Source organism: Pseudomonas sp. GW821-FHT09E12, assembly GCF_059416085.1.
In genome coordinates, this window is record NZ_JBWKOM010000007.1 from 339811 (window position 1) to 356869 (window position 17059).

Genomic DNA, 17059 nt, shown 5'->3' on the forward strand with positions numbered 1-17059 from the left:
GACGCGCTGCGCTCGCAAATACGCTTATCCAGACAGACCGCAGACTCAGGCTTTGCAGTTGCTACGTCGCAATGCCGCCCAAACCGAGCGCAGCCTCGCAGGCTCGGCAGCGGCTACACAAGCACCGCGTTCCTGTAGCCGCTGGCGCAGCCTGCGACCGGGTGCGCAGCACCCGCAACCGGCCGCCCTTGTCCCGCCGCCCCTAGAACACCGACCAGCCGATGCGCTGGCTCAGCAACTCCAGCGCCGCCATGCCCACCAGGGAATTGCCCGCCGCGTTCAATTCCGGCGACCACACGCACACCGTGAACTGCCCCGGCACCACCGCGACGATGCCGCCGCCCACGCCGCTCTTGCCCGGCAGGCCGACGCGGTAGGCGAAATTGCCGGCTTCGTCGTACAGGCCGCTGGTGGCCATGATCGAGTTGACCTGCTGGGTCTGGCGCGCCGTGAGGATCTGCTCGCCGCTGTGCTTGCAGAAGCCGTCGTTGGCCAGGAAGCAGAAGGCCCGCGCCAGGTCGACGCAGCTCATGCGCAGCGCGCAGTGGCTGAAGTAGCTGCGCAGCACCGCCTCGACGTCGTTGTGGAAGTTGCCAAAGGACTGCATCAGGTAGGCCATCGCCGCATTGCGCGCGCGGTGCTGGTATTCCGAATCGGCGACGCCGCCGTCCACCAGCACCTGCATGTTGCCGGACAGGCGCCGCACGAAATCGCGCATGGACAGCGCCGGCGCGGCGAAGCGCGACTGGTTGATATCGCAGATCACCAGCGCCCCGGCGTTGATGAACGGGTTGCGCGGACGGCCACGCTCGAACTCCAGCTGCACCAGGGAATTGAAAGGCTGCCCGGAAGGCTCATGCCCCAGGCGCTGCCAGATCGCCTCGCCGGAATGCCCGATGGCCTGTACCAGGCTGAACACCTTGGAAATGCTTTGCACCGAGAACGGCGTATCGGCGTCGCCGGCGCTGAACACCTGGCCATCGTTGCCATACACGGCGATCCCCAGCTGGTTGGCCGGCACGTCGGCCAGCGCCGGAATGTAGCTGGCCACTTTGCCCTGGCCAATCAGGGGACGGACCTCGTCGAGGATCTCGTTCAACAACGCTTGCATGTTCAGACTCGCACGTTCCGCCTCGCACCGCCGCGAAGCTATCGCTGCTAGACGCATCCCGCCGCGTCGAGAACACAGTTGTCGTGGCCATCCCTGGCGCGGCCCCTCGCACCGCCCCCGCGCGGGAGAAAAAACCGTCGATGAAAATCGCCCGCGGACCGCGCATTTTTGATCGGGCAGAGCCGCAGCTGATAGGCTTTCCACTACATTCGACAGGGAGCGCTCATGGATCTCAACGCCGCCAGGATGTTTGTCAGCGTGGTCCAATGCGGCAGCATTTCGTCCGCCGCCAACCTGCTGCAACTACCGCTGGCCACCATCCGCCGAGGCATTCGTGAACTGGAACGCAGCCTCAACGTGCAACTGCTGGAACGCTCCACCCGTGGCACCCGGCTGACCGCCGCCGGCAGCCAGCTCTATGAACACGCCAGCCGCGGTATCGAGGCCCTGGCCGAGGGCGAACAGGCTGTCAGAAATGATCGAATGCACTTGCAGGGCCGCCTGAGTGTGTCGGTGCCGGCGGCATTCGAGAGCTGGTGGAAGCTGCTGGCCGAGTTCCAGCGGCGCCATCCCGAGGTCCAGGTCGCGGTCTATACCAGCGAGCGGGAAAGCGACCTGGCGCAGGACGGGGTCGACGTCGCCTTGCGCGCCGGGCCGTTGTTCGACGAGGAGCGCCCGGCGCGCCTGCTCGGCAGCTACCGGCATATGCTGGTCGCCAGCCCGCTGCTGCTGGAGCGCCTCGGCACCCCGCAAACCCCCGCCGACCTTCGCGGATTTCCCTGTGCCGTCTGGTCGCGCCAGGCCGATGCCCGGGAACAGTGGCAGCTGGGCGACCAGTCCTACAGCCCCGATCCGCTGTTCGCCGCCAACGATTACCTGCACCTGCGCCAACTGGCGCTGACCGCCAAGGTGGTCACCGAGCTGCCGGCCTTTCTCGCCGCCGAAGCCGTGCGCGACGGTCGCCTGCAAGCCCTGCTGCCGCGCCTGCCGATGCCGGAACAACAGCTGCACCTGCTGTATCCGAACCAGCGCCCGCCCTCGAACATCGTCCGCGCCTACCTGGATTTCGCCCAGGCCTGGCTAGTGGAAAACCCCTTGCCACACCCGCACTGAGCAGGCGCTGATGCAGATCAGCTCAGGACTGCCGCTTCGCCAGTAAAATACGCCCTCACCCGGCTGCGCCCTGACCCGCGCGCAGCCCGCGACCCATCCTATGCGCCGACACTGGCGCCATCTTTCTGGAGGTGTCCCCCTTGAAAACCTGGTACTCGGTGGTCGGCGTCCTGCTGATCACCACCCTCACCGTGCTGCTGGAAATCCCCAGCGATACCTGGCTGACCTCCGCCACCCTGAGCCTGGTCCTCGGCGCCACGGCGCTGGCCTACATGGCCCTGTCCTGCCTGCTGGCCAGCCGCTGGCGCTGGGTCGAGCGGCTGTTCGGTGGCCTCGACCGGGTCTATGAAAGCCACAAGTGGCTGGGCATCTGGGCGCTGGTCTTCGCCAGCTATCACCTGGTGTTCAAGGCCAACCTGGATCTCTGGCAAAGCGTGCCGATCATCGAACTGTCCAAGTACTGGACGCGCATGGTGCGCCAACTGAGCTACGTCGCCCTCGGTCTGATCGTGCTGCTGGCGCTGAACCGCAACATTCCCTACGGCCAGTGGCGCTGGTGGCACAAGCTGTCCGGGCCGCTGTTCGCGATCGTCATCCTGCACTGGCTGAGCTTCAAGTCGCCGATTGCCCTGGATAACCCCTCGGGTATCTGGCTCACCGCGCTCTGCGGCCTGGGCCTGCTCGGCGCCCTGTACAAGCTGCTGCTCTATCCGTTGCTGGCCAAGGCCGGCGAATACCGGGTCAGCGCGGTGACCCTGGAGAAAAACTCCCTGCACCTGGAGCTGACCCCGCTGCACCGCGGTTTCGCCTTCAAGGCCGGGCAGTTCGCCTTTCTCGCCATGCGTGAAAAAGGCCTGCGCGAACCGCACCCCTTCACCATCGCCAGCGCCCACGCCAGCGACGGGCGCATCGAGTTCGTGATCCGCGCCCTGGGCGACTACACCCAGAAGCTGCGCCAGCAGGTCAAGGTCGGCATGCTCGCCGACCTCTACGCGCCCTATGGCCGCTTCAAGCGCCGGCTCGATGCCGGCCGGGAGATCTGGATTGGTGGTGGCGTGGGCATCTCACCCTTTATCTCATGGCTGCAGGATGCCGCCGCCGGGCGCTTCGACCAGGCGACCCTGGTGTACTGCTGCAACCCGTCACGGGCCTTCCCCAGCCTCGAAACCTTGCAGGGCCTGGCCGAGCAGCGCGGGGTGGCTTTCATCGGCCACACCGACGGCGCCGACCGCCTGGGCGAAACCCTGCAACGGCTGGCCAGCGAAACCGATCCACGGCAGATCCAGATCAGTTTCTGCGGGCCCAAGGGTTTGCTGGCGCGGGTCAAGACGTTGATGCGCGAATACGCGATTCCCGAGCGCAACCTGCACTACGAGTTCTTCGAGTTTCGCTGAACGCCCTCAAGCCCGGCGCGGCTCATGCAGCATCAGCCGCACCACCAGCGCCGCGACCAGGGTGATGGCGATCAGCGCATACAGCAGCCAGGTGAAAGCCTTGGCATAGAGCCCGAGCAGCAGCTCCCGGCCCAGCTCGGGCAACAAGGCCGCGCTGGCCTGCAGGTTGCCACTGGCCAACTGTTGGGCGGCCAGCGGCAGTTGCGAATGCTCCGGCAGCGCCGCGGCCATGGACAGTTGCAGCAAGCCGGCCAGCAGGGCCACCACCAGGGCCAGGGCAATGCCCTCGCCCGCCACCCGGGTGGTGCTGAAGATGCCGGTGGCCATCCCCGCCCGTTCCTTGGGCACCACACTGACCGACAGCCCGTCCATCAAGCCCCAGGGCAAACCGGCACCGAAGCCGATCAACAGCATGGGCAAGACATTGGTCGCCGGCGCCTGCCCCGGGGCGATCCGGCTGAGCAGATAGAGCCCGAACGCGGCAATCACCAGGCCGACGCTGGACAGGGTCCCGGCGCCGAACCAGCGGGTCAGCCACGCGGCCAGCAACGGCACCACCACCATCGGCGCGGACAGGGCGATCATCATCAGTCCGGCATCGATCTCGCTGTAGCCTTCCACGCCGATAAAGCGGATCGGCAGCAGGATCAGCAACACCACGAAGCAATAGCAGGTGGCGATCGGCAGCAGCTGCACGCCGACAAAGCGCGGGTAACGAAACAGCGACAGGTCGAGCATCGGCCGCTTGACCCGCAGCTCCACCACGATGAACAGCAGCAACGCCAGCAGCGCCACCAGCAGCAGCCCCCAGACCAGCGGGCTGCCCCAGCCACTTTGCGGCGCCTGCAAAATGCCCCAGGTCAGCGCCACCAGCGCCGCGGTGAAACTCAAGGTACCGGGCCAGTCGACCCCCGCCGCGTCCGGATCGCGGGACTCAGGCATGCGCGGCACGCCGAACAGCAGCGACAGACCGCCAATCAAGGTCCCGGAGACGAAGATCGAGCGCCAGCCGTAGGCTTCGATCAACACCCCGGCGAGGATCGGCCCGAATGCCAGGCCGACGCCGAAGGTGGTGCCCAGCAGGCTGAAGGCGCGGGTCCGCGTCGGGCCCTCGAACGTCTGGGCCAAAGCAGCCGAGCCGCCTGCCAGCGCCGCCGCACCGGCCAGCCCCTGCACCGCCCGCAACAGGTCGAGCCAGAGCACCGAAGGCGCGAAGGCCAGGGCCAGCGACGTCAGGGCGAACAGGCCGACACCGAGGCTGAACACGCGCTTGCGCCCGTACTCGTCGGCCAGGGTGCCGGCAGCCATCAGCGCGCTGCCGAAACTCAGCATGAAGGTATTGGTGATCCAGCTCAGGGCCAGGGGGCCGCCGCCCAGCTCGCGGCCGATGGCCGGGGTCGCCACGGCCACGCCGACGAAGGTCAGCGGCAGGATCAGCGCCGCCAGGCACACCGCGGCCAGCACCGCGTAGGAAGAACCGCCGGCGACAGTGTGATCTAAGGCAGCAGGCACATCGGTTGGCGAATTCATCGGCACCTCAGGGGGAACGTTAGGGTGCGATCAATGGTAGATTCGCCGCAATCATCCACAAACAGGGCTAAAGTCCGTTCTTTACGGATATTAACGCTCTAATCGAGATCCCCATGGACAACCTCAGTGGCATGCTGGCCTTTGTGCGCACGGTGCAGGCCGGCAGTTTTGTCGGTGCGGCGCAACGCCTGGGCATCTCCGCTTCGGCGGTGGGCAAAAGCCTGGCGCGCCTGGAAGAACGGCTCGGCGTGCGCCTGCTCAATCGCAGCACCCGGCGCATCAGCCTGACCGACGAAGGCACGCTGTTCTTCGAGCGCTGCCAGCGCATCGTCGGCGAGGTGGAAGACGCCGAAGCCGAGCTGGCGCGCATCAGCGACAAGCCCCGCGGCAAGCTGCGGGTCAGCCTGCCCGCCATCGGCTATCGCATGCTGCTGCCGATCCTGCCGGAGTTCGCCGAACGCTACCCGGAGATCGAACTGGACCTGGACTTCAACGACCGGCTGATCGACGTGATCGCCGAAGGCGTCGACGCGGTGATCCGCAGCGGCGAGCTGGCGGACTCCCAGCTCAAATCGCGCACCCTGGGGCCGTTCCGTTTCGTCCTGGTCAGCGCCCCCCACTACTTCGCCCGCCATGGTGTGCCCGAGTGCCCACCTGACCTGGAGCGACATGCCTGCCTGCGCTACAAGTTTCCCGGCACTGTGCAATTGCAGGAATGGAAACTGCGCCTGCCCGCTGACGCCCCACCGCTGCTGCTGCGCAGCGCCCTGACCAGCAACAACCTGGAATCGCTGATCCACGCCGCCACCCAGGGCCTGGGCATCGCCTTCGTTCCAGACTTCGTGGTACGTGACGCCCTGGCCGACGGTTCCCTGGTATCGGTGCTGGACGACTATCAGATCGACAGCGGCAAGTTCTCGGTGCTCTGGCCCGGCAGTCGACATCTGTTGCCGAAACTGCGAGTGTTCGTCGACTTTCTCAGCGAACGCCTGGTGTTGGGCGGACGCTGAAAAAATACCGGGTCCACACAAGGAATGTGCTGCGAACATGAAGCCGTTCCACGACTAGCCAGAAACATCTTGTTGCGATGCCCTCACGTTTTTTCGACTTTCATGGTTTTATCATCCACCTTCAAAAAACTTGTACCGGAAATAGCGCTTTCACCATTACAGTCAGCTGTTCCATTTGCTGTTATCTGTAGTTAGAAGCCGTATTTTTCGATAACCGCTTTAATAGTTTGAGCCTGACCGTTTTTCTTGCTTTAGCGGTTCGCTCTGTTGCCAAAGGAATGGCGTATGCGACAAAGGGATCTGAGATTCACGTTTGCAGTGCTCTCCAGCCACATAGAATTCGACGTTGTAGCGTTCACATTGGAGGAAGCTCTTTCCGAGCCTTTTCGATTGGAACTGGAGCTTTCCAGCTACAGCACAGCGATAGATTTTGCACAGGTACTCGATTGTCCTGCATTACTGACGATCTGGCATGGCAGCCAGGCCGTGCGCTACGTACACGGTCTTGTATCAGCCTTCACACAAGGTACGACAGGATTTCACCGGACACGCTATCGCGCGGTAGTCGAACCACAACTTTGCCGACTTGCTTTGTGTTCCAACTGGCGTATTTTCCAGCAGAAAAGTGTTCCCGCGATTCTGAAAAACGTACTTCGAGAACATGGCATCCTGCACTATGAACAGCACCTGACGAATGAAAACCTAGTTCGCGAGTACTGTGTACAGGCAGGAGACTCCGATCTTTACCTGCTGGACCGGCTGGCCGCAGAAGAAGGGTTTTACTACTCCTTTTCCTTTACCGCCGACAGTCACACGCTGCACCACGGCGACCGACTCTATATCCACCCTCGTATCGAAGGCGATCCTGTTCTCTACAACGACGCACCTGCCGGCGATGCCCCCCAGCCTGTGATTTATGCGTTCAGCTACACCGAAAATGTCCGTACCGCCCAGCAAACCCAACGCGATTACACATTCAAGCGCCCTTCCTATTCCCAGCACCACAACGTTGCAGGCGAAGAACTGGAGCATCAGGCACAGACCTACGAGCGCTATGACTATCCGGGCCGCTATAAAGCCAGCAGCGCTGGCAAGCCATTCACTCAGAACCGGTTACGCGGTCATCGCCGAGATGCTCGGGTTGCTCTTGTCGAAGGTGACGATCCGCGTCTGATACCCGGTGTCGGTTTCCAACTCACAGGGCACCCCAGACCCGACTTCAACCGTTGGTGGAGGCCTGTTCGCATCACCCACAAGGGCGTGCAGAACGCCAGCCAGGAAGATGAGGCCGCGGAGGTTGGGGTGAGCTACGACTACGTCGCCGAGATCATCTCGGAAGATACAGAGTGGCGTCCCGAGCCGATGCCTAAACCCAGCATCGAAGGACCGCAGATAGCCACAGTGGTAGGCCCCGAGAGTGAGGAGATCTACTGCGACGAATGGGGTCGGGTAAAGGTCCAGTTTCCATGGGACCGGGAAGGCGAACACAACGAATTCAGTTCCTGCTGGATACGCGTGGCCCATAACTGGGCCGGGGTTGACTGGGGTCATATCGCCATTCCTCGGATCGGGCAGGAAGTCATTGTCGATTACCTTGATGGCGACTGCGACCAACCGATCATTACAGGACGAACTTATCGGGCGACCAACCCTCCTCCTTACGAACTGCCGCGTCACAAGACGCGGATGACGATCAAGAGCAAGACCCACAAAGGCGAAGGCTTCAACGAGCTGCGTTTCGAGGACGAAAAGGACCAGGAAGAAATCTATGTCCACGCGCAAAAGGATCAGAACATCCACGTCAATCATGACGAGACGACCTACGTCGGCCATGACCGTAGCGAGCAGGTTGAAAACGACGAAACCATTGCGATCGGCCATGACCGCCGCGAAACCGTAGGCAATGACGAACAGGTCACCATTGGCCGCGATCGACGCCATAACATCGGGCAGGATGATTTCCTCACCATTGGCCGCAACCACACTGTTCATACAGGCAAGGACCGGACGGAGGAAGTCGGTAACAACCGGCGCGACAAGACAATAGCCAACCACTGGATTGAAATTGGCGGACACCGTGAAGAGGCTGTTCAGGGGCACCATCGTATCGAGGCAGGACAAAGCATCGAGCGGCGAACGCAGCGCTACGAACTCAAGTCCAGCAGCAGCGTTGTCATCAAGGGGCCAGGGGGAAGCATTACCATCGATGAGTCCGGTATCACGCTCGACGGCATCGCCATTCGCTTCAAAGGAGCGGTCAACCACTCCTCATCCGGAAACAACAATCCTTTCGCCGTGGTCGGCACTCCGGCCTCCGGCAAGCCTCTGGACCGGTTATGCGGCAAGCGCCCGGACGGCACCTGCCTCCTGGAAGACTGCACGTGTTTGAAAGGAAGCGCGAAATGAACAGGGATGATGGTACCGCTCTACCTGCCGATACCCCTGTGCAATTGGGCGACATCGATCCACGCGTGGCGCTGCCATCGACGTCGCGAGTGTATCTGCTGCTCACGACCCAACGACTGGAGGACTGGGCTTATCGACCTTCGCCGCCGGATGCCGGGGCTGCCTCGGCAGTGGCACCGTCGGTAATCGAGTTGGTTCGCGCACTCGAATCTTTCGCCCCACGGCGGTGGTTATGGGCCAACAGCCCGTTGGCGGACATGGAAGAGCGTGGCCCGCTCCTGGTCGATGCCACAGACAAACCCGCCTTGCTGGAACAGGCGATTACCGATTGGTCCGAGGCCGATGGCGTGATCATCATCGGTACCCAGGTTGACCTCGACACCCTTGCCCGGCATCTGGGCAGTCTCGTGCAGATCACCCTCCCCGATCACAGCCAAGCAACCTTCAACTTTCAGCCCACGATACTGGAGCCCTGGTTATCGGCGCTCGGTCAGCCGAACCGTAGCCAGTGGCTAGGCCCGATCCAGCAACTACTCTGGCGCACCCACTGGCATCGTCGCGTCAGCTGGTTTCGGCTCGACCATCCAGAAGCAGCGTCAACCGCGGACCCGCAACAAAGACTGCACCTGCACCCTCTGGAGATGGCCGCCTTCGACGCCAATACCCAGGATTACTTCATCATCAGCCTGGCCGAAGAAGTTCAGGCGCTATCGCAGTACAACGCATTCAGCCTTGAACAGATCTGCGAGAGTGTCCGCGAGAAAGTTCGAGAAGCGGCCAGCGTCAATATCGAGCGCGACACGGACGTGCGCGACTTTGTCCTTTTGCATGCCCGATATCCAGAGCCAATGGGTTCCGAGCAGGCCAAGGCATTACTTGAGGACCCTGTTGAATCGCCCGTCAGCCGGTTGCGCAATCTGACGGCCCTCATCAGTGAAAAGGAGTTCCAGAATGAATGATTCCACGGTTGGCAGCGCTGCCAGTGCTCCCGGTTGCAGCTCCCGCATTCCTCTTGTGCCAATCCGCTATGCCGTCTTACCAGGGGATGGCAAGTCCGCGCAGTACCGCTACAGCGGCAGCGGTTACGAGCTTGAGAACGGTTTCCCAGCCTTGCGCGAGGCTAGTTACACACTGCGAGCGCTGCGTCCGGGCTATGTCTATGTCTTCATGAGCGGGCCCAAAGGCGAGAAAATGGTCGTGCATGAACACGACGGTCAGGGCCATTACAAAGAGCTCAACTACACCGGCCTGGAGAACTACCACAAACGGGATGCGTTTCGTGCCGGACGTAGCATGTCATGGGTCTGGGCAGACACCTGTCCGGATACTGCGAGCGAGGTCTGGATTGCCTACAGCACCCATTTATGGACCAATCGCATCACCACAAGGATCTGCAGTGATAAAAGCGCGCGCGCGATTCATATGCAGAAAGTGGACATGAAGGAACTGACCAGCGGTGAAAAAAGCCCTTCCAAGCAAAAACATCTCCTGCCTGCGGAAGGCCTGGGCAAGTGGGTTGAGGATTACAAGCCGAGGGACAAACGCCTGCCTCTGGGCTGGAGTTGCCACTCCATTGGCGATGACTTACCTCTGGGCACCATTATCGCCGAGGGCAAGAACTACCCGATTACGCAACCGAGAGTCCCGGCAGTAGTCGCTCTTTTCGACCCACAGGGCATCAGTATCGACCTGGCGTTGATTGCTGCGGCTCGAAAACACCAGATCCTCGACGTGCAGGCCAAAAGGACTGTCGATGACCAACAGGAATTTCCCGCCTGCATGCGACTCGATGTAGAGAAACTGGCCATTGGCAGCGCGGACTTCCATCGTAAAAACCTGACCGCGACCATTCTTGAGGAAACCTTGAAACTGCTGTCGACCACCCCCGCGAAGGACGTGGAGCGCATCGTCAAACAGCGGTCCGACTGGCATCGAGCCCAGCCCAGGGGGCATCGGGTTCCCGGCAATGACGAACTGGCCTACCAGGTACTGACCGACAAGAACCTTTCACCCGGTGGTGAACGTCTGGCTAAACGGATTGATGCCGCTAAATACAATGAATTCCTCGCCTTGCGGCAAAAAGCCGACCAGGAGCTAAAAACATTACTGGCTCATTTCGACGTCGCGTGCACCAACCATGACGGCTGGCTGGCGACCGCCGAAACCGAACATAAGATAACCGCTCACAGCATTGCTGCCGCTTTGGATCTGCACGACCGCGACAACAAGATATCCGCCCAGGGACTCGAACAATCCATTGCTATTTTGATGAACGGAATGGGCTCGCCGTTGCCGGGGCGTCATGATCAGGACCCCAGGTTCAAGCGCCTGGAGCGCTGGGTCAGCAATGATGGCAGCCCCATCTATATCGCGCTTGCCGCCTATAACCCATTCAAGGAAAAAGCGGATGCGGTAGGCGGGCTGCTGGGAGCAAAAGACCAGGTCATAGAAGAGCTTTATGGCAAATTCCCGGCTGCAGTAAATTCCACTGACCTTATTGCCCAGGACGTCACCACGGTGGTGATGAAAAAACTGCACGGCAAGACCCGCTGGGATCGAAGCCAGACGCTACGTCAACAAGTCCAGGCTGCGGCACAGGAAGCCAACGCTCAGAAAGTCATGGGGTTGTTATCCGCCCGTTATCGAATCACAGGCACGAAGGTAAAGCTTGACGCTCTTTCCATCGAGGTGAGGAACTACCTCGACAGAGGCATGGCGGAAATACAGCACAGTACCGAGGTTGTCACCACCGGCAGCCGGACCGTTACCATCAAACAAACCCAGACCATCAGAGTCCGCCCGACCCTCAAGTCGCTGGGAGTCACCAGTGGCGGGGGCGTACTCAACGCCGGCATGTTGTATTTCAACATGATCAACCTGACCATCGCTCTGGAGAAGCTCAAGAAAGAACCCGCCACGTCAGATGTACTCAATTTTGTATCTGCCGTTCTTGGCACCATTTCGGCAATGGCTGCCACTGGAGTGAGCCTGCGTAGCATTTACGTGGCATCGGCAGCACGTTTTAGTCAAAGCCTTCCCGGGGCAGCCTTCGGAACCGGAGTCACGAGCACCCTTTCGAGCAAACTGTTCGGACGGGCACTGGGGTGGCCGGGAATTATCCTGGGCGTGATCACTGACGGCTATTCAGGGTACGAAAAACTTAACGCAGGAAACTCCACAGCAGCTGCTTACACCTGGGGGGGAGGCATCGCCCTGGCCATCGGGAGCGCGGCAATGCTCGAGGGAGGCATTGCCTTGGGAAGCGCGATGGCCGGGGTGGGGACCGCTGCCGGCGCCTCTGCGACCATCCCTGTCGCTGGCTGGATTGCTGCTGCGGTGATATTGATCGGCGGCGCCATGGTCATAGGAGCCATGTGGTTGATGTCCAGGGCCAACAAGGAGAACCATACGCCCATGGAGCTATGGGCCGCCCGGAGCGTCTTTGGCAATCGCAAGAACGATGGGCAAGTACGTCAAGGAATAAAGCTCGACAGCCAAAAGCGCCTTCCTGGTTATGCCTCCCTCAGTGATGAAATAAAGGGTTGGTACCAAGGCTATTTCGGTCCTGTACTGCTCGACGCCAGCCAGGCCAAGTCATTGGGCTGGAACGGAATAGACAGCGCCTGGCATGACAATTATTTCGAGGCCGACAAAGCCGAGTTTGCCGTGCTTTTCCCAGGTTTCGTGCAGGACCAGAGCACCTGGCAAGGCAAGCTTGCCAGCCGTGCGCCCCTGCCCATAACTGACGCAACGACTCAATGCCGACACGTTAAAGCGGGATTGATCCTGCACTTCAATCATAAAATAGGCGCCACCGATAGCGACAGGATATCCCTCGAGGTCACCTACAAGCCCAACCAGGGCTGGGACGAAACTGCCGTCACTACTGCAGCGTTTGAGCTGATCGACTAAGGAGCACCAAATGACCATCAGCTGGACCTGGACCCCAAAAGACAAGGCAGAAGCTGTACCGTCTATCGGCGACCAATACATCTCCATGGGAAAAAGCGTGTTGTGCCTGCGCAATCCGATGCCCGCAGACTCGGCGTTCATGGCCAAGCTGTTTTCCGCCACGATAGTCGTCACGTTGCTTCTGTGGTTATGGATGTTTTGCGCCGTGATCAATGACACGCCGGCTGATGAAGTGTGGGTTCTGCTCATTCCCCTGCTCTTGCCGCTGGGAATTTCGTTGTTTCTGTTTTACCGGATCCACCTGATCAGAAGTCAATCGAACTTCTATTTCAATCGCCACACGCAAAAAGTCTATTACCTGAAGGGCAAGACCCTGCTTGTCGGTGATTGGAACAACGTTAAAGCAGGCATCTGTGGTCGAACCGAGTTTTCCGGTCGATCGTTCAGTACCACTACTTCATTGATCCTCAATGCGTTCGGTACTGACCAAGACAGTCCGCAAGCCAGGCAAATCGCAGAATCCTGGGCGCCGACCTATAGCATCTGTGTCGACAGCAATGAACCCAGTGATCCTCGACCGATCTTCGTTGCGCAAGTCTGGGAGTACATCCGCCAATTCATGGCCCATGGCCCGGATAAGCTGCCCGTTCCTCAAGAACCCCACTGGTGGTATGTGCCTCATAACTCTATCTGCCTGACCCCCCGTCAGGCATTTCGTCACTATGTGCCTTGGCGCACGGGAGAGCCTGGGGAAAAGCAGGGCAAGAAATGGTGGCTGATGCCTCTTTGGTTAGTGTTCTTTCCTTACAACTTCTTCGTTGCTCTTTGCTGGTGGATGACCTGTCGCCTGTTGCGCGTACGTCCGGCGGCCCCACCGCAACAAGCGCTCGAAGGAGAATCTGTCACATCAGCGCAAATGGAAATGACGGCCAAGACCATTGGACCCTAGCGTGTTGCTGACAAGCTGGAGCAGCAAAACCTTGCCAGACATTATCGAGAGCATCGTTCATTGACGACAACCCAGGTTGATTCAAAGAGGGAACTTGCATGAAACCCGTTGTACTTGTTGGTCATAGCCATGATTGCCCGATACACGGAGCGGGAACGGTTGTCAGTGGGGCAACAAGCGCCTCTATCAATGGCAAAGCCGTCGCCCGGGTGGGTGATGGCATCAGTTGCGGTGCCGTCATACAAACTGGTTCACCGACAGAGGACATCGAGGGGAAAGCGGTTGCCAGGCTGGGAGACACGACCAGTCACGGAGGCACGCTCACCGAAGGCGACAGTAGCTGGATGCTCGACTAGACAACAGATGGATTACCCCGGAACTCATTGCCCGCAAGGAGAAAGATTTTCATATGGCGCGGTCCCCCACCCTGTACACCGAACGCCTGATTCTGCGTCCGCTGGAGCTGGCCGATGCCGAGGCTGTCCAGCAGCAGTTTGCGCACTGGCAAGTGGTGCAATACCTCAACGCGCGGGTGCCCTGGCCCTATCCCGCCGATGGTGCCCTGAGTTACCTGCGCGACCTGGCGCTGCCGGCCATGGAGCGCGGCGAGGAATGGCACTGGTCGATCCGCCTGAAAAGCGCGCCGGAACAATTGATCGGCAATGTCAGCCTGATGGACCAGACCGACAACAACCGCGGTTTCTGGCTGGCTCCGGCGTGGCAAGGCCAGGGCTATATGAGCGAGGCCAGCGCGGCGGTCACCGAGTACTGGTTCGAGGTGCTGGGGCGTGAGGTCATGCGGGTGCCCAAGGCCACGCCAAACCTGGCCTCGCGGCGGATTTCCGAACGCGCCGGCATGCGCCTGATCCGCAGTGACGAAGACGACTTCGTCTGCGGGCGATTGCCCCGTGATATCTGGGAAATCACCCGCGAAGAGTGGCGTCGCCTCAGATGAAACGCACGCCGGCCTTGGCCCGCTCGTCCACCGTCAGCTCGAACACATCCGGACGCGCATAGTGGCCAACCACGTCGTAGTCGTAGCGCGCCCGCACCAGCTCGTCAGTATCGATCTGCGCCGTCAGCAGGCCGGCGCGTCCCACCAGCGGCCCGGCCAGGACCTCGCCCATGGGCCCGACAATCACGCTGCCGCCAGCAATCAGCGGGCGTTCGGCCGGCCAGTTGGCGATCTCCAGCCCCAGCGCCTGGGGTGACGCCTGCACCTGACAGGCACTGACCACGAAGCAGCGGCCTTCATGGGCGATGTGGCGCATGCTGACCTGCCACATCTCGCGCTCGTCCACGGTCGGAGCGCACCAGACCTGCACGCCCTTGGCGTACATCGCGGTGCGCAGCAGCGGCATCATGTTTTCCCAGCAGATCACCGCGCCGACCCGGCCGACCTGGGTGTCGAATACCGGCAGGGTCGAGCCGTCGCCCTTGCCCCAGATCAGCCGCTCGGTGCCGGTGGGCATCAGCTTGCGGTGCTTGCCCACCAGGCCGTGCTGCGGATCGAAATACAGTGCCGTGCAATACAGGGTGCTGCCAGCGCGCTCGATCACCCCCAGCACCAGGTTGGCCCCGGTGCGCGCCGCCAGGCCGGCCAGGGCCTCGGTCTCCGCACCCGGCACATCGACCGCATTGGCGAAATAACGGGCAAAGGCTTCACGGCCTTCCGGCAGGCGATAGCCGAGCTGGGTACCGAAGCCCTCGCCCTTGGGGTAGCCGCCGAGCAAGGCCTCGGGCATCACCACCAGCTGCGCGCCGGCCTCTATGATGGCGGCTTCAAAGGACAGGATCTGCTCCAGGGTATCGGCCTTGCCCCCTGGCAGGGAGCCGATCTGCAACGCGGCGACAACGGACTTGGACATCGGGGAAACTCCTGTGGCGATGAAGTGTTGCCCATTGTCCGGCCCTCGCCGATCATGCAGAAAGCCCCTCCTGATACTGAATGATATGAACCAGATGAATATCGCCCAGGTCGATCTCAACCTGCTCAAGGCCTTCGAAGCCCTGCATGACGAATCCAGCGCCAGCCGCGCCGCCCTGCGCCTGGGCGTCACCCAGTCGGCCATGAGCGCGGCGCTGCGGCGCCTGCGCGAGCTGTACGGCGATCAGTTGTTCGTGCGCACCGGGCGCGGCCTGGCGCCGACCCTCCGGGCCAACCAGCTCAAGCCGGTGGTCAGCGAGGCCCTGAACAAATGCCGGCAGAGCCTGGCCATGGTCGCCCCCCATGCCAGCCATTATCAGGGCCGCTCGGTGGCGATCGGGCTGTCGGACGATTTCGAGATTGCCTACGGTCGGCGCCTGATCGAGGAAGTCGCCCGGCGGGCGCCGAAGCTGCGGCTGATCTTTCGCCAGAGCCACAGCCAGATCGTCGGCGAAGCGCTGTTGCAGCGCAGCATCGATCTGGCCATCAGCGCCGGCGGTTTCGCCGAACGCATGCTCAGCCGTCAGGTATTGGGGGAAGGCAGTTATCTGTGCCTGGCGGACCCGGCGAGCCTGGGCCCGGGACAGCAGGCCATCGACCTCGACGAGTTCGTCGCCCGCGAACATGTACTGGTATCGTCGCAAGGCTTTATCGGGATTACCGACGAGGGCCTGGCGGCCCTGGGGCTGAGTCGCCAGGTCTGCGCCTCGACCACGCATTTCGCCGCGCTGCCCCACCTGCTCAAGGGCAGCCAGGCGGTGGCGACCATTCCGGCCCACGCCGCGCGGAGCATCGCCGAACTGACCGGGCTGGCGCTGCTGCCCTGCCCGCTGGACCTGCCGCGCTACCCGATCGAGCTGGGCTGGCGCACCAGCGCGCAGATCGATCCGGTGGTATTGAAAGTGCGCGAGGCGATAGTCGCCAGTTTCGAGCTTACTTGTTCGCCGCCATCAGGCGATTGACTTCACTGCGCACCATGTTGGCGTATTCCGGCGGCGACATGCCGTCGAGCTCGGCACGCACCCATTCGGCCCATTTGCCCTTGCGCTTGCCGCGCTCGCCGAACAACCGTGCGGCTTCGCCCTTGGCCTTGCCCAGGTTGCTCTGCCACAGCTCGAACAGACGGGACTTTTCATCTTCGATCTCTGCACGCTCGGCGAGAGTCTTGTTGGCCAGATTGAAGCTCATGGGAATTTCCTGCTGCGTAAAATAGCCGACATCTTACACTGTGACGGCTGGGGTTTTCCCGCCGGCATGGAGCGGGTGGAGAAAATATCTGCAACTTTTCGCCGGCCCCGCAACTCCATTGTTCATCGCATCACTGACCCGCAAGGAGTAACTCAATGGCTCGTAAAACTGCTGCGCAAGCGGCTGACGAACAAATCAAGGACCAGGAATTCAGCGAGCTTCAAGCGTTGATCGAAGAATCGGAAAAGCTCCTGAAAAGCAGCGCATCGCTGGTGGGTGAGGAAGGCGAGAATCTGCGTCAACAGGTCGGGTTGAAACTCAAGCAGGCACTGGACTCGGTGTCCAGCGTGCGCGAGCGCAGCAAGCCGATGGTGGACGCTACCGAGCAATACATCGGCGGCCATCCGTGGCAGACCGTGGCCATCTCCGCCGGCGTCGGCCTGGTGGTGGGCCTGTTGCTGGGGCGTCGTTCGTAACAAGCCTTGCCGCCCGATGAAAAAAGGACCAGGCCAGCAGCAT

Annotated in this window: 15 protein-coding genes; 11 read left to right on the plus strand and 4 right to left on the minus strand. The window is 61.4% G+C overall.

What is annotated here, in order from left to right:
- Positions 1–202: 202 nt before the first annotated feature.
- Positions 203–1111 (minus strand): glutaminase B, encoded by a 909-nt coding sequence (gene glsB / locus AC07PQ_RS22020; RefSeq protein ID WP_493186214.1) that lies wholly within the window; start codon positions 1109–1111, stop codon positions 203–205.
- 225 nt (positions 1112–1336) lie between these two features.
- Here glsB and AC07PQ_RS22025 point away from each other — a divergent pair, with 225 nt between their 5' ends.
- Together AC07PQ_RS22025 and AC07PQ_RS22030 are read left to right on the plus strand one after the other, a co-directional pair.
- Positions 1337–2224, plus strand: a complete 888-nt coding sequence (locus AC07PQ_RS22025) for a LysR family transcriptional regulator (RefSeq protein WP_101337870.1) — start codon at positions 1337–1339, stop codon at positions 2222–2224.
- Between the two features lie 140 nt (positions 2225–2364).
- Positions 2365–3618, plus strand: a complete 1254-nt coding sequence (locus AC07PQ_RS22030; protein WP_493186213.1) for a ferredoxin reductase family protein — start codon at positions 2365–2367, stop codon at positions 3616–3618.
- Positions 3619–3624: 6 nt separating this feature from the next.
- On the opposite strand, the gene AC07PQ_RS22035 is transcribed toward AC07PQ_RS22030, so the two are convergent.
- Complete coding sequence (locus tag AC07PQ_RS22035) at positions 3625–5148, minus strand: MFS transporter (protein WP_493186212.1); 1524 nt, start codon at positions 5146–5148, stop codon at positions 3625–3627.
- 113 nt (positions 5149–5261) lie between these two features.
- Here AC07PQ_RS22035 and AC07PQ_RS22040 point away from each other — a divergent pair, with 113 nt between their 5' ends.
- The 7 genes from AC07PQ_RS22040 (at position 5262) to AC07PQ_RS22070 (ending at position 14380) form a co-directional block, all read left to right on the plus strand.
- A complete protein-coding gene (locus tag AC07PQ_RS22040) occupies positions 5262–6158 on the plus strand; it encodes a LysR family transcriptional regulator (RefSeq protein ID WP_493186211.1) in 897 nt (298 codons plus the stop codon).
- A gap of 285 nt (positions 6159–6443) precedes the next feature.
- On the plus strand, positions 6444–8564 hold the full coding sequence (locus AC07PQ_RS22045; RefSeq protein ID WP_493186210.1) for a type VI secretion system Vgr family protein: 2121 nt from the start codon (positions 6444–6446) through the stop codon (positions 8562–8564).
- Positions 8561–9523, plus strand: a complete 963-nt coding sequence (locus AC07PQ_RS22050; RefSeq protein ID WP_157832252.1) for a DUF4123 domain-containing protein — start codon at positions 8561–8563, stop codon at positions 9521–9523. Before AC07PQ_RS22045 ends, AC07PQ_RS22050 begins: the two co-directional genes overlap by 4 nt.
- On the plus strand, positions 9516–12476 hold the full coding sequence (locus AC07PQ_RS22055) for a T6SS effector BTH_I2691 family protein (RefSeq protein WP_493186209.1): 2961 nt from the start codon (positions 9516–9518) through the stop codon (positions 12474–12476). Before AC07PQ_RS22050 ends, AC07PQ_RS22055 begins: the two co-directional genes overlap by 8 nt.
- 10 nt (positions 12477–12486) lie before the next feature.
- Complete coding sequence (locus tag AC07PQ_RS22060; RefSeq protein ID WP_101337864.1) at positions 12487–13425, plus strand: DUF6708 domain-containing protein; 939 nt, start codon at positions 12487–12489, stop codon at positions 13423–13425.
- 98 nt (positions 13426–13523) lie between these two features.
- Entirely contained in the window at positions 13524–13781 is a 258-nt protein-coding gene (locus AC07PQ_RS22065) for a PAAR domain-containing protein (RefSeq protein WP_493186208.1), read from the plus strand.
- 53 nt (positions 13782–13834) lie between these two features.
- Positions 13835–14380, plus strand: a complete 546-nt coding sequence (locus AC07PQ_RS22070) for a GNAT family N-acetyltransferase (protein WP_007928564.1) — start codon at positions 13835–13837, stop codon at positions 14378–14380.
- Here AC07PQ_RS22070 and AC07PQ_RS22075 read toward each other — a convergent pair.
- A complete protein-coding gene (locus tag AC07PQ_RS22075; RefSeq protein ID WP_053261042.1) occupies positions 14373–15293 on the minus strand; it encodes a carbon-nitrogen hydrolase family protein in 921 nt (306 codons plus the stop codon). The two genes, AC07PQ_RS22070 and AC07PQ_RS22075, sit on opposite strands and share 8 nt — an antisense overlap.
- 85 nt (positions 15294–15378) lie before the next feature.
- Here AC07PQ_RS22075 and AC07PQ_RS22080 point away from each other — a divergent pair, with 85 nt between their 5' ends.
- Positions 15379–16314 (plus strand): LysR family transcriptional regulator, encoded by a 936-nt coding sequence (locus tag AC07PQ_RS22080; RefSeq protein ID WP_493186207.1) that lies wholly within the window; start codon positions 15379–15381, stop codon positions 16312–16314.
- Here the strand turns inward: AC07PQ_RS22080 and AC07PQ_RS22085 are convergent.
- Entirely contained in the window at positions 16286–16540 is a 255-nt protein-coding gene (locus AC07PQ_RS22085) for a hypothetical protein (protein ID WP_007928582.1), read from the minus strand. The two genes, AC07PQ_RS22080 and AC07PQ_RS22085, sit on opposite strands and share 29 nt — an antisense overlap.
- Positions 16541–16695: 155 nt before the next feature.
- On the opposite strand from AC07PQ_RS22085, the gene AC07PQ_RS22090 reads away from it, so the two are divergent.
- On the plus strand, positions 16696–17016 hold the full coding sequence (locus AC07PQ_RS22090; protein WP_087091079.1) for an ElaB/YgaM/YqjD family protein: 321 nt from the start codon (positions 16696–16698) through the stop codon (positions 17014–17016).
- Positions 17017–17059 lie beyond the last annotated feature (43 nt).

What these genes read in the sequence shown, in the direction of transcription:
- AC07PQ_RS22040 (WP_493186211.1), top strand. Translation starts at nt 5,262, where the DNA reads ATGGACAACCTCAGTGGCATGCTGGCCTTTGTGCGCACGGTGCAGGCC.
- AC07PQ_RS22060 (WP_101337864.1), top strand. Translation starts at nt 12,487, where the DNA reads ATGACCATCAGCTGGACCTGGACCCCAAAAGACAAGGCAGAAGCTGTA.
- AC07PQ_RS22055 (WP_493186209.1), top strand. Translation starts at nt 9,516, where the DNA reads ATGAATGATTCCACGGTTGGCAGCGCTGCCAGTGCTCCCGGTTGCAGC.
- AC07PQ_RS22025 (WP_101337870.1), top strand. Translation starts at nt 1,337, where the DNA reads ATGGATCTCAACGCCGCCAGGATGTTTGTCAGCGTGGTCCAATGCGGC.
- AC07PQ_RS22090 (WP_087091079.1), top strand. Translation starts at nt 16,696, where the DNA reads ATGGCTCGTAAAACTGCTGCGCAAGCGGCTGACGAACAAATCAAGGAC.
- AC07PQ_RS22065 (WP_493186208.1), top strand. Translation starts at nt 13,524, where the DNA reads ATGAAACCCGTTGTACTTGTTGGTCATAGCCATGATTGCCCGATACAC.
- glsB (WP_493186214.1), bottom strand. Translation starts at nt 1,111, where the DNA reads ATGCAAGCGTTGTTGAACGAGATCCTCGACGAGGTCCGTCCCCTGATT.
- AC07PQ_RS22085 (WP_007928582.1), bottom strand. Translation starts at nt 16,540, where the DNA reads ATGAGCTTCAATCTGGCCAACAAGACTCTCGCCGAGCGTGCAGAGATC.
- AC07PQ_RS22035 (WP_493186212.1), bottom strand. Translation starts at nt 5,148, where the DNA reads ATGAATTCGCCAACCGATGTGCCTGCTGCCTTAGATCACACTGTCGCC.
- AC07PQ_RS22050 (WP_157832252.1), top strand. Translation starts at nt 8,561, where the DNA reads ATGAACAGGGATGATGGTACCGCTCTACCTGCCGATACCCCTGTGCAA.
- AC07PQ_RS22080 (WP_493186207.1), top strand. Translation starts at nt 15,379, where the DNA reads ATGAACCAGATGAATATCGCCCAGGTCGATCTCAACCTGCTCAAGGCC.
- AC07PQ_RS22045 (WP_493186210.1), top strand. Translation starts at nt 6,444, where the DNA reads ATGCGACAAAGGGATCTGAGATTCACGTTTGCAGTGCTCTCCAGCCAC.
- AC07PQ_RS22075 (WP_053261042.1), bottom strand. Translation starts at nt 15,293, where the DNA reads ATGTCCAAGTCCGTTGTCGCCGCGTTGCAGATCGGCTCCCTGCCAGGG.
- AC07PQ_RS22070 (WP_007928564.1), top strand. Translation starts at nt 13,835, where the DNA reads ATGGCGCGGTCCCCCACCCTGTACACCGAACGCCTGATTCTGCGTCCG.